Annotated in this window: 11 protein-coding genes; 2 read left to right on the forward strand and 9 right to left on the reverse strand. The window is 71.3% G+C overall.

The window, feature by feature from the left end; all coding sequences use genetic code 11:
* Positions 1 to 9 precede the first annotated feature (9 nt).
* The 5 genes from DN771_RS08935 to DN771_RS08955 all read right to left on the reverse strand — a co-directional run bounded on the left by DN771_RS08935 (position 10) and on the right by DN771_RS08955 (position 5,307).
* Complete coding sequence (locus DN771_RS08935; protein ID WP_116997015.1) at positions 10 to 1,101, reverse strand: LLM class flavin-dependent oxidoreductase; 1,092 nt, start codon at positions 1,099 to 1,101, stop codon at positions 10 to 12.
* On the reverse strand, positions 1,098 to 2,174 hold the full coding sequence (locus tag DN771_RS08940) for an LLM class flavin-dependent oxidoreductase (protein ID WP_116997046.1): 1,077 nt from the start codon (positions 2,172 to 2,174) through the stop codon (positions 1,098 to 1,100). The genes DN771_RS08935 and DN771_RS08940 overlap by 4 nt, the downstream gene beginning before the upstream one ends.
* Before the next feature lie 5 nt (positions 2,175 to 2,179).
* The gene (locus tag DN771_RS08945) at positions 2,180 to 2,689 is read right to left on the reverse strand and encodes a nuclear transport factor 2 family protein (protein WP_205528492.1); all 510 of its coding nucleotides are present in this window, start codon (positions 2,687 to 2,689) and stop codon (positions 2,180 to 2,182) included.
* Positions 2,686 to 3,489, reverse strand: coding sequence for an alpha/beta fold hydrolase (locus DN771_RS08950; RefSeq protein ID WP_116997016.1), 804 nt, complete (start codon positions 3,487 to 3,489; stop codon positions 2,686 to 2,688). The genes DN771_RS08945 and DN771_RS08950 overlap by 4 nt, the downstream gene beginning before the upstream one ends.
* Before the next feature lie 99 nt (positions 3,490 to 3,588).
* Positions 3,589 to 5,307, reverse strand: coding sequence for a helix-turn-helix domain-containing protein (locus DN771_RS08955; RefSeq protein ID WP_116997017.1), 1,719 nt, complete (start codon positions 5,305 to 5,307; stop codon positions 3,589 to 3,591).
* A gap of 294 nt (positions 5,308 to 5,601) precedes the next feature.
* Here DN771_RS08955 and DN771_RS08960 point away from each other — a divergent pair, with 294 nt between their 5' ends.
* Both DN771_RS08960 and DN771_RS08965 read left to right on the forward strand, forming a co-directional pair.
* Positions 5,602 to 5,994 carry a YciI family protein gene (locus DN771_RS08960; RefSeq protein WP_116997018.1) on the forward strand — a complete coding sequence of 131 codons (393 nt, stop codon included), beginning with the start codon at positions 5,602 to 5,604 and terminating at the stop codon, positions 5,992 to 5,994.
* Positions 5,995 to 6,118: 124 nt separating this feature from the next.
* A complete protein-coding gene (locus tag DN771_RS08965; protein ID WP_205528493.1) occupies positions 6,119 to 7,369 on the forward strand; it encodes an RNA polymerase sigma factor in 1,251 nt (416 codons plus the stop codon).
* A 674-nt stretch (positions 7,370 to 8,043) separates the two neighbouring features.
* Here DN771_RS08965 and DN771_RS08970 read toward each other — a convergent pair.
* From DN771_RS08970 to DN771_RS08985, 4 genes are read right to left on the reverse strand one after another with little or no spacing between them, the layout of a single operon-like run.
* Positions 8,044 to 9,246, reverse strand: a complete 1,203-nt coding sequence (locus tag DN771_RS08970; RefSeq protein ID WP_162941728.1) for a TIGR02679 family protein — start codon at positions 9,244 to 9,246, stop codon at positions 8,044 to 8,046.
* Positions 9,247 to 9,250: 4 nt separating this feature from the next.
* A complete protein-coding gene (locus tag DN771_RS08975) occupies positions 9,251 to 10,459 on the reverse strand; it encodes a DUF2398 family protein (RefSeq protein WP_116997021.1) in 1,209 nt (402 codons plus the stop codon).
* On the reverse strand, positions 10,456 to 12,021 hold the full coding sequence (locus DN771_RS08980; RefSeq protein ID WP_116997022.1) for a TIGR02677 family protein: 1,566 nt from the start codon (positions 12,019 to 12,021) through the stop codon (positions 10,456 to 10,458). Before DN771_RS08980 ends, DN771_RS08975 begins: the two co-directional genes overlap by 4 nt.
* The gene (locus DN771_RS08985) at positions 12,018 to 16,142 is read right to left on the reverse strand and encodes an SbcC/MukB-like Walker B domain-containing protein (RefSeq protein WP_116997023.1); all 4,125 of its coding nucleotides are present in this window, start codon (positions 16,140 to 16,142) and stop codon (positions 12,018 to 12,020) included. Before DN771_RS08985 ends, DN771_RS08980 begins: the two co-directional genes overlap by 4 nt.
* Between the last annotated feature and the right edge of the window lie 41 nt (positions 16,143 to 16,183).

Consider the following 16,183-nt stretch of genomic DNA (forward strand, 5'->3'; position numbering starts at 1 on the left):
CGCGGGTCGTCAGCCCGTGAGGACGGCGGGGACGACGGGATCGCCGCCTTGGAACTCGGGCATGACCTCTTCGGCGAAGAGCTTCATCGAGGCGCGAACGGCGTCGTCTCCGAGGCCGCCGATGCGCATCCAGCAGAAGACCTCCTGCTGGCCGATGTCGTCACGGACCTCGCGCAGCTTGGCGGCGGTGCCGGCCGGGTCGTCGAGCACGATGATCCCGGCCTCCTGGAGGGCGGGCACGGACACACCACCGGCCTCTTCGAACGCGGCGGCGAGGTCGCGCATGAACTCGTAGCCCTTCGGCGCGTTCGGCCCCTTGGGCACGAGGTCCATCACCAGGTTGAAGTACCAGTCGAGCGCCTCGGACGGGCGCTGCTCGGCCTCCTCGCGCGTCGGGGCGAGGTGCATCTGCCAGTTCATGGGGAAGTTGAGCGACTCGGGAGCACGGCCCGCCTTGATCAGCCGCTTCTTCGCCTCGATGACGTTCTCCTTGAGCTCGGGCAACGACATCAGCGTCGGCGTGACCATGATGTTGAGCCCGTACTTCTCGACGAGAGCGAACGACTCGGGGCTGATCGCGGCGACGTAGATCGGCGGCCGCGGCGTCTGCACCGGGCGCGGCGTGATGCCGACGTCGTCGAGTTGGTAGTACTCGCCCTGGTACGAGAACCGTTCGTTCTCCCACAACCCGACGAGGACGTCGAGCGACTCGGCGAAGATGGCCCGGCTGTGTTCCTGCGTGTCGGCGAGGCCGAGCATGGCGAACTCGCGGGGCTGGTAGCCACGGCCGACACCCATGTCGAGGCGGCCGTTGCTGATGACATCGACCATCGCGTAGTCCTCGGCGATGCGCACCGGGTTGCCGAACGGCAGGATGCTCACGGCGATGCCGATGCGCAGGCGTTCGGTGATCGTGGCGATCGACGCCGCGGCGACGGCCGGCGAGGGCATCGAGCCGTACGCCGAGCCGTGGTGCTCGGCCAACCAGACCGAATCGAACCCCAACTCCTCGGCGTACTCGATCTGGCCGAGCATCTCCTTGTAGGCGCGGCGGTAGTCGCCGTCGGGGCACTCGAGCACGTAGAACATGCCGAATCTCATGGTGATGTCCTCTCCTGGTGGGCGGTGGTGGAGTCGGTCGGTCCGGCCGTCTTGGCGCCGCCGTCGAGGGCGGCGCGCACGGCCGGGACGACCTTGGTGGCGAGCAGTTCGATGCGTACGCTGCCGCTGTCGACCGGCTCGCCGGGAAGCTGGGCCCAGAAGTGCACGTCGCGGATCTCCGGCGTGCCCGACAGCAACGCGGTCAGCTCGCGGACGGCGGTCTCCGGATCCCAGATCTGATACGCACCGCCGGCGACGATGGCGTCGCGGTCGGGGAACTGCGGCACCTGGTCGGGCGGACCGAATGCGCCCCAGGCGACGTACTCGTTGAGCTGATACAGCGCATGGTCGCCGATGCGGGCCCATTCGCGCTCGGGGTCGTCGGCGATGATGATCCACTGACCGGCGTAGATGGCCGCCTCGCCGAGGTCGCCGTGGTGGCGGCGGATGGCATCGAGGTACACGGCGTGGTGGGCGTTCTGCGTGGACAGGAACCCGTCGGCGATGCGGGCGACACGCTCGATCGCCACGTCGGCCATGCCGCCGACGAGGAGGCGCGGCGCGTCGGTCGGCGTCGGCTCGACGACGATGTCGCCGTAGGAGAATCGTCGACCGACGAAGTCGATCGGCTCGCCCGACCAGGCCCGGCGGATGACCTCGACGCCTTCTTCGAGCAGGCTCGGACGGTTGGCCAGCGAGCGGCCGAAGGCGTCGAACTCGAGCTGGCGATAGCCGAGGCCCACGCCGAGGTCGAAGCGCCCGCCCGACAGCAGCGAGAGCGTGGCGCTGTCCTCGGCGAGGCGGATGGGGTCGTGCAGCGGCAGCAACATCAGGTTGGTGCCGATGCGCACCCGGTTCGTGCGCTCTGCGATGGCCGCGGCGAGCACCAGCGGCGACGGGGTGTAGCCGTCGGCGCAGAAGTGGTGCTCGGTGAGCCACACCGAGTCGATGCCGAGCTGCTCGGCGGTGGCGATCTGGTCGAGCACGCCACGGTAGAGCTGCTCGAACGGTGGGGCGTCGGGCCCCGGATTGCGGAAGTCGTACCAGAGGCCGAAGCGGACGCCGCCAGCCACGGTCGTCACTCCGCCGGCGGGGCCAGGTCGACGCCCGGCACCGCGCTGAAGTAGTGGATGACGACGTCGCGCCGGGCGATCGCCCAGCGGCCGGCTCGCCGCTCGAAGCGGTCGGTGTAGGTGGCCGACACCACCTGCATCACGTCGTCGGGCGTGGCGCCGTTGCAGTTGACGTCGCAGACGCCGTCCGCGGCGTCGGTCCCGTCGAACGTGAGCGTGAGGTTGGTCGTCCAGTGGTGGGTCTCCCGCCACGCCGGCCAGATGACGTCGACGAGGGCCCGGCGGACCTCGGCGGCGCCGTGGAAGTCGCCGAACGGCGGTCCGATCCGCCACACGGCGTCGTCGTGCCAGATCGACATGAACAGATCGATGTCGTGCTTGTCGACACCGTGGCAGTAGTTGGACACGAGGTCCCGCAGCGCCCAGCGGCTCTCCATCCGGTCGAGGCGCTCCTCGACGCTCGAGTGGCCGGCCTCGGTCGTGGCGGCGTTCGCCGTGGTGGGCGGGGCGGTCACAGCGCCCCCAGGAAGCCGACGAGCTCGGTGCGGTAGCGCTCGCCCTCCTCGATGAACGGGGCGTGGCCGCTCGATTCGAATTCGGCGAACGAGGAGTTCGGCAACAACTCGGCGGCAACCCTGGAGATGCCGATCGGCACGATGGCGTCGTGGGTGCCCGCCACCACCAGCGCCGGGGCGGCGATCGTGGGGAGCAGTGCCCGGTGATCGACGTTGCCCAGGTCCCGCAACGCCGTGTCGGCGCGTGGTCCGGCCTGCATGAAGATCTGCCACATCCAGTCGACGACGGCCTGGCCGACGTCGGCATGGCAGACGCCGGCGGAGAGACCGGCGAGGAACGTCGCCCGGTCGGCTCGCAGGGCGGCGATCGTGGCGTCGAGGTCGTCGACGGTCCCGCCGTGCGGGTAGTCCGTGTCCTGGATGTAGCGCGGCGTCGCCCCGCACGTGAGGACGAGCCCACCGAGGCGGTCGCCGAGCTTGCCGGCCGCCTCGGCCACCACGGCGCCGCCGAGCGACCAGCCGTTGAGGACGGGACGATCGAGCCCGAGGTGATCGACCAGGGCGACCACGTCGCCGGCGATGCCGGCGACGGTGGTGTCGCCGACGTCCTTGTCCGACAGTCCGCAGGCTCGATGGTCGAGCGACACCACCGCGTGGCCGGCGGCGAGCAGCGCCGGCAGCGTGGTGTCCCACACGCGGCACGACATGCCCCAGCCGTGCACGAGCACGACCGGCCGGCCCGAGCCCTCGTAGTGCTCGAAGTAGATCGACTTGTCCCCGTCGACGTTCAACGTCGCCATCACGACACCCCCAGGTCTGTCGTCGGTGAGTGATGGCGAGTCTGAGCATCGGACCGTCACCCCCGCCAGGGTGGAGTTGGCCTCGCGTTGTGCGAATCGTCAATCGGCGGGCAGGCCGAGGCGATCGTTCTCGGCCTCGGTGCGGTCCTCGCCCAGCATCTGCAGGGCGAACCGCACGTCGAGGAGTGAGTCGAGGTTGTCGGGATCGACACCGGTCAGCTGCTTCACCTGGTTGAGGCGGTAGCGCACCGTGTTCTCGTGCACCCCGAGCGCCGTCGCCGTCTTGCGGTAGTGGGCGTTGTTGTCGAGGAACGATCGCAGCGTGGCCACCAGCCCGGCGCCGGTCCGGTCGCGCTCGACGAGCGGGGCGAGGAGCTGATCGGCGATGCGCCGCGCCGATTCGGCGGTGCCGCCCGACATGAACGCCCGCAGCACACCCATGTCGGCGAGCAGTGACACGGTGCAGCTGCCGGCGTCGCGACTCATCGCCTCCAGCGCCACGCGCAGGTCACGGTGCGCGGCGGCGTAGTCGGACACCTCGGTGCACACACCCGACACCAGCGCCCCGCTCGACTTGGTGCGCAGTCCGGAGCTGTCGAGGGCCGAACGGACGGCGGCACGCACCTCCTCGAGGCCGGCGCGCCCGCCGACGACGGGGAGCCGGCAGAGGAACACGTCGGCCCCCGGGAGGCCGGCGGCGACGATGTGCTTGTCGCCGAGCTGCTCGCCGAGCCGGGTGGCGAAGTACGCCCGCCGGGCCGAGCCGGTGATGCGGTGCTGGGCCGTGGGGTCCCATCCCACCCGCACCAGCACCTGCGGCGCCTCGAGGTCGACGCCGTAGCTCGTGGAGCGGCGGATGAGACGGGCCGGTTCGCGATCGCCCTGGAGCAGATCGGCGAGGAAGTCCTCGCGCGCCTGACCTTCGGCCTCGAGCTGGCGGCGGCTGGAGACGAGCTCGAGGCTGAGCACCGTCGAGCTGTGCTCCACCACCTGGGCGTCGAACGACGACAGCGGCGTGCCGATCTCGGCGACGAGCAGGTAACCGATGTCCTCGCCCCGGGCGACGACGCGCCCGACGAGGTGGCGCACGTTGACGCCGAGCTGGGGCAGCGCCGGCACGACGGTGGACGGGCGCGAGCCGTCGGTATCGGCGAGGGCCCGGCGGACGCGGGGCGCGGCACCTTCGATCGTCCAGTCGGCGGGCGTGGTGGTCGCACCGTTCGGGGCGACGCAGTGCAGCACGTTGAACGAGGCACTGAACAGCGCCGTCGGTTTGCCCGTGAGGTCGGCCACCAGACGCAGCACGTCCACGGTTGTCGCCCCGTCGGCGACGGCCTGGGTGAGCGTCCGGTGGACGAGTCCGACGCGCTCGAGGTCCTTGCTCTGACGGGCCATGATCGCCCCGCGCTCGTCGGCCACGGCGATCGTGTGGCGCTCGTCGGTGACGTCGCGGGCGCAGCCGTAGATGTAGCGGCCGTCGTCGGACGGCATCGACCGCCAGACCAGCCAGCGCCACTCCCCAGCCTTGGACAAGAAGCGGTTCTCGAAGTCGGTGACCACCTCGCCGTGCTCGAGCTGGCGGATGGCGTGGAGCGTGGCCTCGACGTCTTCGGGGTGGACGAAATCGACGAAGGGGATCGCCATCAGCTCCGCCTTGCTGTAGCCGAGGACCCGTTCGAAGGCGTCGTTGACGCGCTTGAAGTATCCGTCGGTACCGGCCACGCACAACAGGTCGAGGGCGAGGTCGAAGAGGCGAGCGATGCTGAGCTCGTCCGACTCCCCCATCTGGCGCTCCATCACTGCTGGCATCGTGTTCATTGCCGCTCCCCGGAGGCCGCGACGGACTCCCCAGTTGCCGCCGACCCCTACCCTGACTGTACGCCTCTACAAAATGATCGACGAGCGGCGACCGTCGGCGTCGTTGTGGACTTCCACAACGGCCCACGCTTCGGCCGGCAGCTCGTGCTCTCTGCCTGGCCTCGACGCCGGAGCCCTTCTGGCGAACGCAGAAATCGCCGCCGCGATGTCGAAACGGCAGACGGCGGCTCCGACGTTCCGACGTCTGCCCTGTTGGACAGGCCGCAATACTCGATCCTGACCGGAGGTCGCCCCATGAAGTACGTCATCCTCATCCATTCGCATCCGCAGCCGTGGGGCCACCCCACGTGCGACTACCTGCCCGAGTTCCAGGCCCTGCCGCAGGAGGAGAAGGACCGCTCGGCAGCCGAGTTCGAGGCGTTGCTCACCGAGCTGAGCAGCAACGGCGAGCTGGTCACCGCCGAGGCGCTCGGTCATCCCGACTCCAGCCGCGTCTACCGCTGGGAGGACGGCGCGCCGCTCGCCAGCGACGGTCCGTACTCGGAGACCAAGGAGCACCTCGCCGGATTCTTCCTCATCGACGTCGAGTCGCAGGAGCGGGCCGAAGAGATCGCCAGGGTGTTCGCCAGCCCCGGTGACATCATCGAGCTGCGCCCGGCGATGTGGCCAGGAGGCGATGCCGCGTGACGTTCCTGGCGCCGCGGCAGGGGCGCAGGCCCCACCGCGGCGGATGCTGTCCGTGCCCCTACCGCGGCCGGACGCCTCCGCACCTCGGGCCTGGGTGCCGGACGCTTCGGGCGAGACCATCGCGATGACCGATCAGATGAACGTGTCGGCGCTCGGCGACGTGTGGCGGCGCGAGGCCGCCCACGTCATCGGCGCGCTGCTGCGCACCCATCACGATCTCGCCGACTGCGAGGACGCGGCCCAGGAGGCGCTGGTCGCCGCCGCCCTCCAGTGGCCTCGTGACGGTTCGCCCGACGACCCGCGGGCATGGCTGATCCGTGTCGCCCGCCGCCGCCTCGTCGACCAGTTGCGCAGCGAGTCGGCGCGCAGCCGGCGCGAGACGGCCGACGCGGTGGCCCGGCGAGTGGACGATCCGCTGGCCGAGCCACCCGACGCGACATCCGACAACGCTCTCCAGCTGATGCTGCGCTGCTGCCACCCGTCGCTGAGCCGGCCGTCGCAGGTGGCCCTCACGCTGCGATGCGTCGCCGGCCTGACCACCGACGAGATCGCCATGGCCTACCTCGTGCCCAGCGCGACGATGGGCCAGCGCCTCTCGCGGGCGCGCTCGACGTTGCGCGGCGAACCGTTCGCCCCACCCACCCCCGACGAGCTCCCCGAGCGTGTGGCGGCGGTGCTCGACGTGTGCCACCTCGTGTTCAACGAGGGCCACACCCGGACGGCGGGCGCCGAGCTCGTGGGCGTCGGGCTCGCCCAGGAGGCGATCCGGCTCACCCGCATGCTCCACGTGGCGCTGCCCGACCATGCCGAGGCCGCCGGGCTGCTGGCGCTGATGCTGCTGACGCACGCCCGCGCTGCTGCTCGCACCGATGCCGCCGGTGATCTGGTGCCGCTGGCCGAGCAGGACCGTTTCCTGTGGGACCGCGCTGCCATCGACGAGGGCGTCGCTCTCCTCGAGCGGACGCTCGGCGGCGGCCACGTCGGTCGCTACCAGCTGCAGGCGTCGATCGCCGCCGTGCACGCCGACGCGGCGTCGGCCGAGGCGACCGACTGGCTGCAGATCAGCGTGCTCTACGGCATGCTGCAGCGCGTCGCCCCGTCGCCGGCGGTCGAGCTCAACCGGGCCGTCGCCGTCGGCATGGCGCTCGGTCCGGATCAGGGTGTTGCGATCGTCCGCCGACTCCTCGACGAGCACCCGGCGATGGCGGACCACCACCGCACCCATGCCGTGCTCGCCCACCTCCTCGAGCGGGAGGGCGACCTCGACGCCGCCCGCCACCACTACGAGCAGGCCTCCCGCCTCACCGCCAACCTCCCCGAACAGCGCTACCTCAACCGCCGCCTCGCCCAGCTGCATTCCGGCCCCGCAGTCTGACGTCCAAGCTCACCGTTCTGCTGGAGCCGAAAGGCACGACAACGGGCTTCTCGCGCCACCAGAACACCGTCGTCGTTCTGCTGGAGCCAGAAGGCTGTTCCAGGGTCTGCTCGCGCCAGCAGAACCTGGTCGAACCCGCGGCGTCTCCACGACGGTCAAGTCGTTCTGCCGGAGCCGAAACACCGTGCCACGGCCTTCTCGCGCCACCAGAACGAACCGCCACCGGGCTCACCGTTCTGCCGGAGCCGAGACGCCGTGCCAGGGCTTTTCTGCGCCACCAGAACATGTCCGCTCGTTCTGCTGGAGCCGAAAGGCTGCGCCACGGGTCTTTCGCGCCAGCAGAACACCGTCGCCCCGAGTCCGTGGCGAAACCGTCAGCGAGGGGATCGTTGTGCTGGAGCAGAAAGGCTGCGCCACGGGCCCTTCGCGCCAGCAGAAGGCGTGGTCGAGCCGGGACCGGCGAGCATCGTCTGGATCATCGTGAGCAGCGGGCGGCCGATGGCGTTGGCGGCGAGCTGGCGGGAGCGGGTGGGCGTCGTGGTCGAAGTCATGGTGTCTGGGACGACCGGGCCGCCTGATCGGTTCGCCACCGACCACCTCGTTCTACTGGAGCCGAAAAGCTGCGCCACGGCGTTGTCGCGCCAGCAGAACAACCACCGCCGGGCCCAGCCGGCTCACGCGAGCAGGGTGTCGATGAGACGCTCCTCGTGGACGATCAGGCCGCGCGACGCCAACTCGTCGCGAAGCGGCGGATCCCACGGCGTGGGCGGCACGGGCCGGTCCTCCACCGGCAGGTCGACGCCGTCAGCGGCTGCGGCCTCGACCGCCGAGCGATAGTCGTCGGCGCCCATTCGCCACGGCGTGAGCCCGATGCGCTGCATGCGGGCGCAGATCGCCAGGCCCGGCGCGTCGAAGTCACCGTGATATCGAAGCTCGGCGCCCGCGGCCAGGAGCTGTTCGAGCAGCAGCCTCACGGCCGCCGACGGGTTGCCGTTGAGCGCCACCACTGCGCCCGCGGTGCGCCGTTGGGCGGCCGCCTCGACGAGACGCGGGTTCTCGACGACCAACACATCGGTGCCGGCCGGCACGACGACCGGGTGTGCGGCGAGCGCCAATCGCGAGAGGTGCACCGGCACCTCGGCGCCGGCGGCGGCCGCCACCAGTGCATGCAGCCCAGATGCCGCGACAACGGGCAGCGCCCAGGTGAGCGCTGGTGCCGAGACGAGATCGGTGTGGACGCCGGCACGCTCCCACGCCTCGGCCGAGCCCTCACCCATCGAGCGCATCGCCAACGCCCGCGTCGTCGCCGCCTCCAACCGGCTACCGGCATCGAGGGCGTGCGATGACCCGGCCACGGCCGCGGCGAGGTCGACCCGTGACGACGTGCGGCCGGCGTCGGCATCGGCGGCGATGCGATCGACCAACCGGCGCACCGTGCGCACGATCCCGGCCGCGGCGTCGGCATCGAGCCCGCTGAGCACCCCGGAGCGGATCACGCCGTCGATCCACTCGCCGGCCCACGGTTCGGGCCACTCGGCCGCGACCGACTCACGCGCCGCACGGCGGGCGTCACGCTGCTCGGCACGGGCGGCTCGTCGGGCTGCCGGCTCGAGCGAGACCGGGTGACCGAGCGCCGACAGCGCCTCCGGGAGGTCGGCACCGACGCCGAGCTCGACCAACGCCGCCTCCAGAACGGCGAGGTTGATCGTCGCCCGTACCGGTCCGCCGAGCAGTGCCGCGAGCACCCGTCGGGCTTCCGGCGAGACCGGACCGATGCGGATGCGCCCGCGGTTGTCGATCCCCGACTGTTCGAGCCGGTGTCGCACGGTCGTCCAGACCACGCCCAGATCGTCGATCGTGAGCGACGGCGGAACCATCACGTCAGAACAACTCGGCCTGTTGCGGCACGGGCGGCGCGCCGTCCTTGTCGACGGCGAGGAAGCGGGCCGCCGCCGGCAGCAGCCGGACGTCGTCGACGCCGGCCTCAGCCAATCGCAGGTCGACGAGGAGCGTGAGCACGTGGCGCGAGAGCTTCTCCGGGCGCTCGACGTAGTCGTTGCGCCACCGTGACTCTCGCTCGGCCACGAGGTCGGCAATGACGGCATCGAACCACGCGCGGGGCACGGCGTCATCGGTGGTCTCGCTCTCGCGGGCGATCGCACCGAGACGCTCGATCGTCAACAGTGCCGCGTGACCGAGCGTGCCGGTGGTGGGGAAGGGCAGGTCCGAGAGGGCGTTGGCGCCGTCGATCATCGCCACACCTTCGGCGCGCGCTTCGAGGGCCAGGTCGAACATCTCCTGCAACGACCGCTCCTCCTCACCCAGCCGGCGGCGCAACTCGCCCCACTCCTGATCGGTGACGTCGGTGCGATACAAGACGGGCTCCTCGACGAGCCGCGCCCGCATCCACGACCGAGTGGCGCTCCGCCGCTCCGAGCGCCTGAGCAACTCGTCGAGGTCTGCGGAGCCGGCGGTTCCCGGGACGAGGAGCAGGGCGATGCGGTCAGGCCGGACGCGTAGCACCGCGTCGGCCGTTTCGTCGGTGGCGTAGGCATCGACATGCTCGTGCAACTCAGCCGCCAAGCCGTGGTCGATCATCCACTTGATGGCCACGACGTGGGCCCGCTGTTCGATGGCGTCGCCGGGCAGCGCGACGTCGGCCTCGACGGCGGCCGAACGGACCTGGGCGACGAGGTCGCGCAGGCTGACGATGCTGGGACCGGCCGCCGTGGCGGCCAGGGTGAGGGCGACCAGCGTGTGCTCGAGCGAGTTGAGCGGCCGGCCCGTCGCCGTGCGCAGGGGGCGCCGCTCGAGGACCACGCCCGTCTTGTAGAGCCGCGCCGTGTCGGCGTCGAGGTGCAGTCGGTAGCCGAGTCGTTGCGTGAACCAGCGACCGAGCTCCGCCTCGTGCCGGCGGATCCAGCGGAAGATGTCCGGATCGTGCTCCTCGCACGTGAGCGGGTTGCCGAGCAGGTGACGCGCCGCGGCCCGCCGCTCGATGTCTCCCTGCGGATCCTGTTCACCGCGCGGCGACGCGCTGCGCTCATCCCTCGCGATGACGTGGTCGCCGGACGACGTGTCGACGGTCATCGCACGGGCTCCGCTGGACCGAGCTCGCCGCCCGCAGGTTCACCGACGCGGTCGGGCGGCTCGATGACGACGTCGATGCCGACGAGCGTCAGCGTGCCGTCGACCGTGTGGATGGTCGTCTGCGCGCCGGGCAGGCGGCGCACCCGGCAGGTCAGTCCGGGCTCGCGCATGACGCGCTCGTCGGCCTGCAGTGAGGCACCGTGGGTGCTCCGGCCGAGCAGGTCTTGGAGCCGCCGCAGGGCCGGCGACGACAGCTCGGCGCCGTCGAGGGTTCCCGCAGTGAGCAGCTCGTTGTCGACGCGGTCGCGGGCCCGCTGCTCGTCCTCGCGCCGCCGCCGGAGCAGCTCGTGAGCCGCCGACCGGTCGGCGAGCGGGCTGGGCCGACCGCGGTTGGTCGAGTCGCCACGTGCCCGCACCGAGATGGGGACGCGGGCCTTGGGCGCCGACCACCACGACGTCGTCGGGCTCTCGGGATCGTCGACATCATCTGCGAGCGCGCCGAAGTGGCGCGACGGGTGCAAGCCGAACGCTGCCACGGCGATGCGGGCGACGTCGGCCGGCCCGGCCCCGTTGAAGAGATGGGCGAGGCGCAGGAAGTCGGAGCGGCGAGATGCCGCGGCCATGCCGAATCGTGACAGGCGGGTGAGGTTGAGGGTGAGCGTACGGATGGCGACGATGGCGTCGTGGCTCAGGCGGTCGAGCCGCGACGGCCCGGCCGCCGTGGCCACGAACCACAGAGCGAGGTGCTCCCAGTCGCCGGTATCGCTGCCGGGGGTTCGCGTCACCGCGATGGCATCGCTCAGACCGGCACGCTCGATGCGTCCGGCCAGCCCGTGTTGCACACGACCCACCAACGTGACGACGTTGGGATGGAGCGCGGCGAGCTGTCTACCGATCGGACGGGCGATGCGCTCGATCTCGTCGAGCCGCTCGCCGACGTAGCCCACGAGAACCTCGGCGAAGAAGCGGAACTCGTCCTCGCTCAAGTCGTACCGGCTCTGCCACTGATTGATCGACGCCGAGAACTGGGTGATCTCGTCGGCGAACGCCGCGTGGGAGTCGAACACGGTGCGCACGAGGTCGCCGAGGCGCTCGTCGCTCATCGTCGCGATGTTGCTGGAGGCGAGCTCGCTGAGCGCGTCGAGCAGCGCTCGCAGGCGACCCGCCGAGACGTCTCGCACCTCGTCGACGTGGCGCAGCACGCCCTCGACGACCGAGTACACCTCCTGGCCCTCGCGGGTGATGAGGTAGAGGTTGCGGCGCTTGTAGTAGTCGGCGAGGCTCGATGGCTGTCCGACCGACGATGAGACCGTGAGGTTCCCCCAGTCGCGGAGTCGCTCGAGCCGGTCGGCGACCACCGTCCGGTCGAGGGGGACGCCGTCACGCGCCAACGCCGCGGTCACGTCGTCGGGCGTGAACTCGGCGAAGAACGTGCCCGCGAACACCGCCAAGATGGCCCGATACTCGGTCCACTCGTCTCCGAGCAGGTATCGGAACAGCCGCCGGCCGCGGTCTGCCGCCTCCAGTGGGTCGACCGCACCGACGAGCGAGTCGGCGGTCATCGTCGCTCGACCCGCGATCCGTTCCAGCGGGCGTGTTCGAGCAGGATCACGCCGAGCGAGGCGTCGCGGAGCACCTCGGTGATCGCCAGCTCGGGGACGGTGGCGTGCGTACCCCACAGCCGCTCGCTGGTCGCGATGAAGTCGAGGTCGAAGTCGACGAGCAGTCCGAACAGCTGGGCGTGGTTGTCCTCGGACACCTTGGCGAACGCGTCGTCGAGGAGCACGAAGCGCGGCGCCGACGGTTCGTACTCGCCGATCGCGTCGCACGACCCGGCCACCGCGGCGAACAGCGGCAGGTACGACACGATCTTCTTCTCACCCTCCGACAGCGGGGTTCGCCGCGTGAGCCGTTCAGGAGTGCGACCCTTGCGATGCACCACGACGCCCATCTCGTACCAGTCGCGGTAGTCGAGGACCTCGGCGATCAGTTCCCGGTACCGGCGCTCGGGGTCGTCGCTGCGGGCCTGGGCGATGCGTCTGGACAGCGCCTCGGTGAGCTGGGCGTCGTGATCTTGGGTGCGCAGGTCGGGCGGACGGCTGAGCAGCGTGATCATCTCGGCGGTCTCACCGTCGAGCTCACTCCGTCGCTTCCACGTCAGCGACGCGCCGATGCCGTGGGCCGTGCGCACGTTCTCGAGGCGCCGGTTCATCAGCGCGACCAGCTCGTTGGAGGCGTGCAGCTTGTCGGCCACCTCCTTGGCGACGAGCCCCTGGAGGAGGTTGCGCAGCGCCTGGTCCTGCTTGGCGGTGAGCAGGCTGGCCTGCTGGGCGAGTTGAAGCGCCGATTGGCGCGCGGCGACGGCGAGCGGCATCCGGCCGAGGGGCCCATTGACGGAGATGCCGATCGGCATCGTCTCGTCCGGCTGCGAGTCTTCGGCGTCCCACCCGGCGCCGAGTTGATCCCGGCGTTGGCGCACCGACTGTCGCATGCCGTCGGGGGTGATCGCGTCGCCGGCCACCTCTCCCAACGCTCCGAGGAGGGCGACGGCGAGTTGCCGGGCACCCTGCGCCGATGGCTCGATGACGGGAGGCGCCCAGCCGCTGGTCCCGACATGCGCACCGCCGTCGTCGCCGGGAGAGCCGAGCAGGGTCTCCTCCGCCACCAGATCGTCGGAGCGGGTAGCCGCCGGCGAGATCGCCTCGCCCACGCCGCTCACCGCGAGCGCCCGCTGGAGCGGGGCGATGGCATCGACGCAGTCGGTGCCGGCGGCGGCGAACGCGTCGTCGGCGTCATCGGCGTCGCGTTCGGCCGCGGTGCGGGCGACGAGCGCTGTCTCCTTGTCGGTCCGCGCCGTCGTCAGCGCTTGACCGGCCGACCGCAGGTCGTCCTCACTCACGGCGAGGGTCTTCACGATCTGCTCGTACTCCAGGCCGATCGAGTCCTCGAGCGTCGCCAGCCGCATGGCCACCGGCTCGTGGGCGGCGACCTGCTCGGCGTGCTGGCGCCGGGCGTCGGCGAGGGCGGCGACCCGGTCGTTCCACTCCTCGACGCGCAGTGTCCAGGCGCGGTGGGAGATCTCGACGGCGCGGAGCCGGTCGAGGGCTTCGCGGCAGCTCTCGGCGACACGGCGCACGACCCCTTCGGTGTGGTCGAGCTGGGCCACCTCGGACGGCAGCTGGAGGGTCGCGGCCAGCCGAGTGAGCTCGTCGACGGCAGCGGCGTGGGCATCATCCGCGGCGGCGACGGCGGCCTCCGCGACCTCGACGAGGTCCTGGACGGCCGCCAGCTGGTCGAGGGCCGACAGCTCCTTCGACTCGGCGTCGTCGAGAGGCCTCGTCGGCGGCAGGTTGCGGCGGTGCACGTGGAGCGCCGCCACGATGCCGGCGATCCGGGCGATCTCGCGGTCGCGGGCCGCGACCAGCTCCACAGCGGCGGCGAGTTCGGCTTCGGCGTCGGCGATGCGCCGGGCGATGGCGGCCGCGCGGGCCGTGGCCCCGATGTGTTCGGCGACCTCCTTGTGATGACGGCCGGCGAGGGCCCCGATGCGGAACCTCCCGTCGACATCGACAGCCGTCGGTTCGCCGCCGTCCACGTCGGTCGAGATCGAGCTCAGTACGGCTTCGATGGCACCGCGCTCCACGAGATCGCCGCGGTCGTCTCCGACGGTCACCTCCAGCAACCGCGTCAACGGGGCGTCCACCGGCAATCCGGCCGTGGCGACGAGCTCTCCGGACTGGAGGCGCAGCGACAGCGGTGCGCCGTCGACCCCGCCGTCGACCTCGGCGCCGAGCAGGCCAGATGCCTCCAGCGCGGCCTCCAGACCGACACGCTCGGCCTCGCCGAGGTCGGGGTGGAAGTCGATCAGCTCGGCGAGTGTCGGGCGCCGCTCGGCGCGCTGCCAGCCGAGCGCCGGCGGGTCGGGCTGTGTGCGCGAGCGCAGGTCCTCGAGCTCGGCCGCCCAGCGGGCACGGGTCGCGTCGTCGTCGCGGCGGCGGGCCTCCACGGTCGCCTGCTGCGCCGACCACGACGTGGCGGCGGTCGTGATCGCGTCGTCCCAGTCGAGGCGAATGGTCGCCCGCCGATCGAGGATGTCGGCACTGCCGACCGCGTCACGATCGAGACGTGCGGCCAGCGCGTCATCGAGCGCGGCGGCACCGTCGTGCCACTCGGCGAGCGCTCCACGCCAGGATGCGACGGCGGCCTGGAGCTCGGCGCGACGACCGATCGCCAACGTGCGGGCCGTCTCGAGCTGCTGGCGCGCCTGCAGCTGATCGCGTTCGGCCTGTTCGAGCTGGCGACGGCGGGCATCGACTGTGGCGAGCGCGCTGCGGACGTCACGGATCTCGTCGGCGCGCACCTGGGCAGCGGTCTGAACGCCGCCGAGCCCAGCGCGTACCGGTGCGGTGTCGAGCTCGTCGACCGCCTGCGGGACTGACTCGGCGGCGATCGCGGCGGCGATGACGGGCAGATCGGGCGGCCGCACGTTCATCGTGGCGGCCCTCAGGCCGGCCCGCAGTGAATCGAGCGTGTCGCCCAGGCGCCGCTGGTCGTCGCCCACGGCAACCGCTGTGGATCGCACCCGCTCCTCCGCCAGGTCCCGCTGCCCCTCCGCGGCGCCGACCGAGCGCTCTGCCCTGGCGACTGCGGCGGCCAGCGTCTCGACGTGCTGACGGAGGTCGTTGAGCTCGGCGCCGCGCTGGTAGGCGGGTGATTCCTTCAGGGTGGCGATCTCGTTGGCGAGCACCAGCGTTCTCGACTCCAGCTCGGCGATGCGGAGGTCGATCTCGCCGACGACGCGTGCGGCCTCGTCGGCGTGCCGGCGCTGCCGCTGCGCCGTCAGCCGGGTGGCTTCGACGCGGTCGCATCGCAGGAGGAGATCGTCGCCGCGACGGCGCAGATCGGTGGCAAGGTAGGAGCGGTAGACCTCGGTGAGGGCGCGCAGGTTGTCGACCGTTCGAGTGAGGCCACTGACGTTGCGGCGGTGCTCCTCGAGGTCCTCCAGCGGTTGGGCGGCGTCGTCGAGTGCGATGTCCGACAGCTGCGGCAGGGCGTCGCGTAGGTAGTCGGGCAGGTCGAGATCGATCCGATCACCGACTCGCGGGCTGCGGACGATGTGCAGGAGACGGATGTGCTGGTCGAGGTCGCGCCCGCCGAACAATCGGTCGCGCACGGTCTGGCGGTAGGCGCCGCGTTGGTCCTCGGCGAACACGGCGTGCGACCCGAGCTCGGCGCGCAGTGCGTCGGAGCTGAGTGGGACCCGCCCGACGACCAACGCCAGGTCGACGTGGGGCCGGCGGTCCGTTGCGAACCACCACGTCGTCACCCGCTCGGTGCTCTGGTTGGCACGGATACCGCACCCGCACACGAAGTAGTCGGTGCCGCCCGGTGTCGGCTCGTCACTCGGCCGGGCGAACTCGATCCACAGATACCCGACCGGTTGGGGGTCGTCGCGGCCCGACAGCATCCACGACTTGATGACTCCCGACTGCGCCCCAGCGGCGTCGATGCGGCGGGCATCGGCGTCGATCAGGAACGGCAGCAGCATGTTCATGGCGGTCGACTTGCCCGAGCCATTCACGCCGCGCAACAGCAGCCGCCCGCCCGCGAACTCCAAGGTCTCGTCGCCGTACTGGTAGACGTTGACGATCCCGGCCCGATTGAGCTGCCATCGCCCGGTCACCCCGGGCATCGTAGAGCGCGACGGGTCCACCACGACCGGGT

This window comes from Desertimonas flava (genome assembly GCF_003426815.1).
Taxonomy (GTDB): domain Bacteria; phylum Actinomycetota; class Acidimicrobiia; order Acidimicrobiales; family Ilumatobacteraceae; genus Desertimonas; species Desertimonas flava.

What these genes read in the sequence shown, in the direction of transcription:
- DN771_RS08935 (WP_116997015.1), bottom strand. Translation starts at nt 1,101, where the DNA reads ATGAGATTCGGCATGTTCTACGTGCTCGAGTGCCCCGACGGCGACTAC.
- DN771_RS08950 (WP_116997016.1), bottom strand. Translation starts at nt 3,489, where the DNA reads ATGGCGACGTTGAACGTCGACGGGGACAAGTCGATCTACTTCGAGCAC.
- DN771_RS08955 (WP_116997017.1), bottom strand. Translation starts at nt 5,307, where the DNA reads ATGAACACGATGCCAGCAGTGATGGAGCGCCAGATGGGGGAGTCGGAC.
- DN771_RS08960 (WP_116997018.1), top strand. Translation starts at nt 5,602, where the DNA reads ATGAAGTACGTCATCCTCATCCATTCGCATCCGCAGCCGTGGGGCCAC.
- DN771_RS08965 (WP_205528493.1), top strand. Translation starts at nt 6,119, where the DNA reads ATGACCGATCAGATGAACGTGTCGGCGCTCGGCGACGTGTGGCGGCGC.
- DN771_RS08970 (WP_162941728.1), bottom strand. Translation starts at nt 9,246, where the DNA reads ATGGTTCCGCCGTCGCTCACGATCGACGATCTGGGCGTGGTCTGGACG.
- DN771_RS08975 (WP_116997021.1), bottom strand. Translation starts at nt 10,459, where the DNA reads ATGACCGTCGACACGTCGTCCGGCGACCACGTCATCGCGAGGGATGAG.
- DN771_RS08980 (WP_116997022.1), bottom strand. Translation starts at nt 12,021, where the DNA reads ATGACCGCCGACTCGCTCGTCGGTGCGGTCGACCCACTGGAGGCGGCA.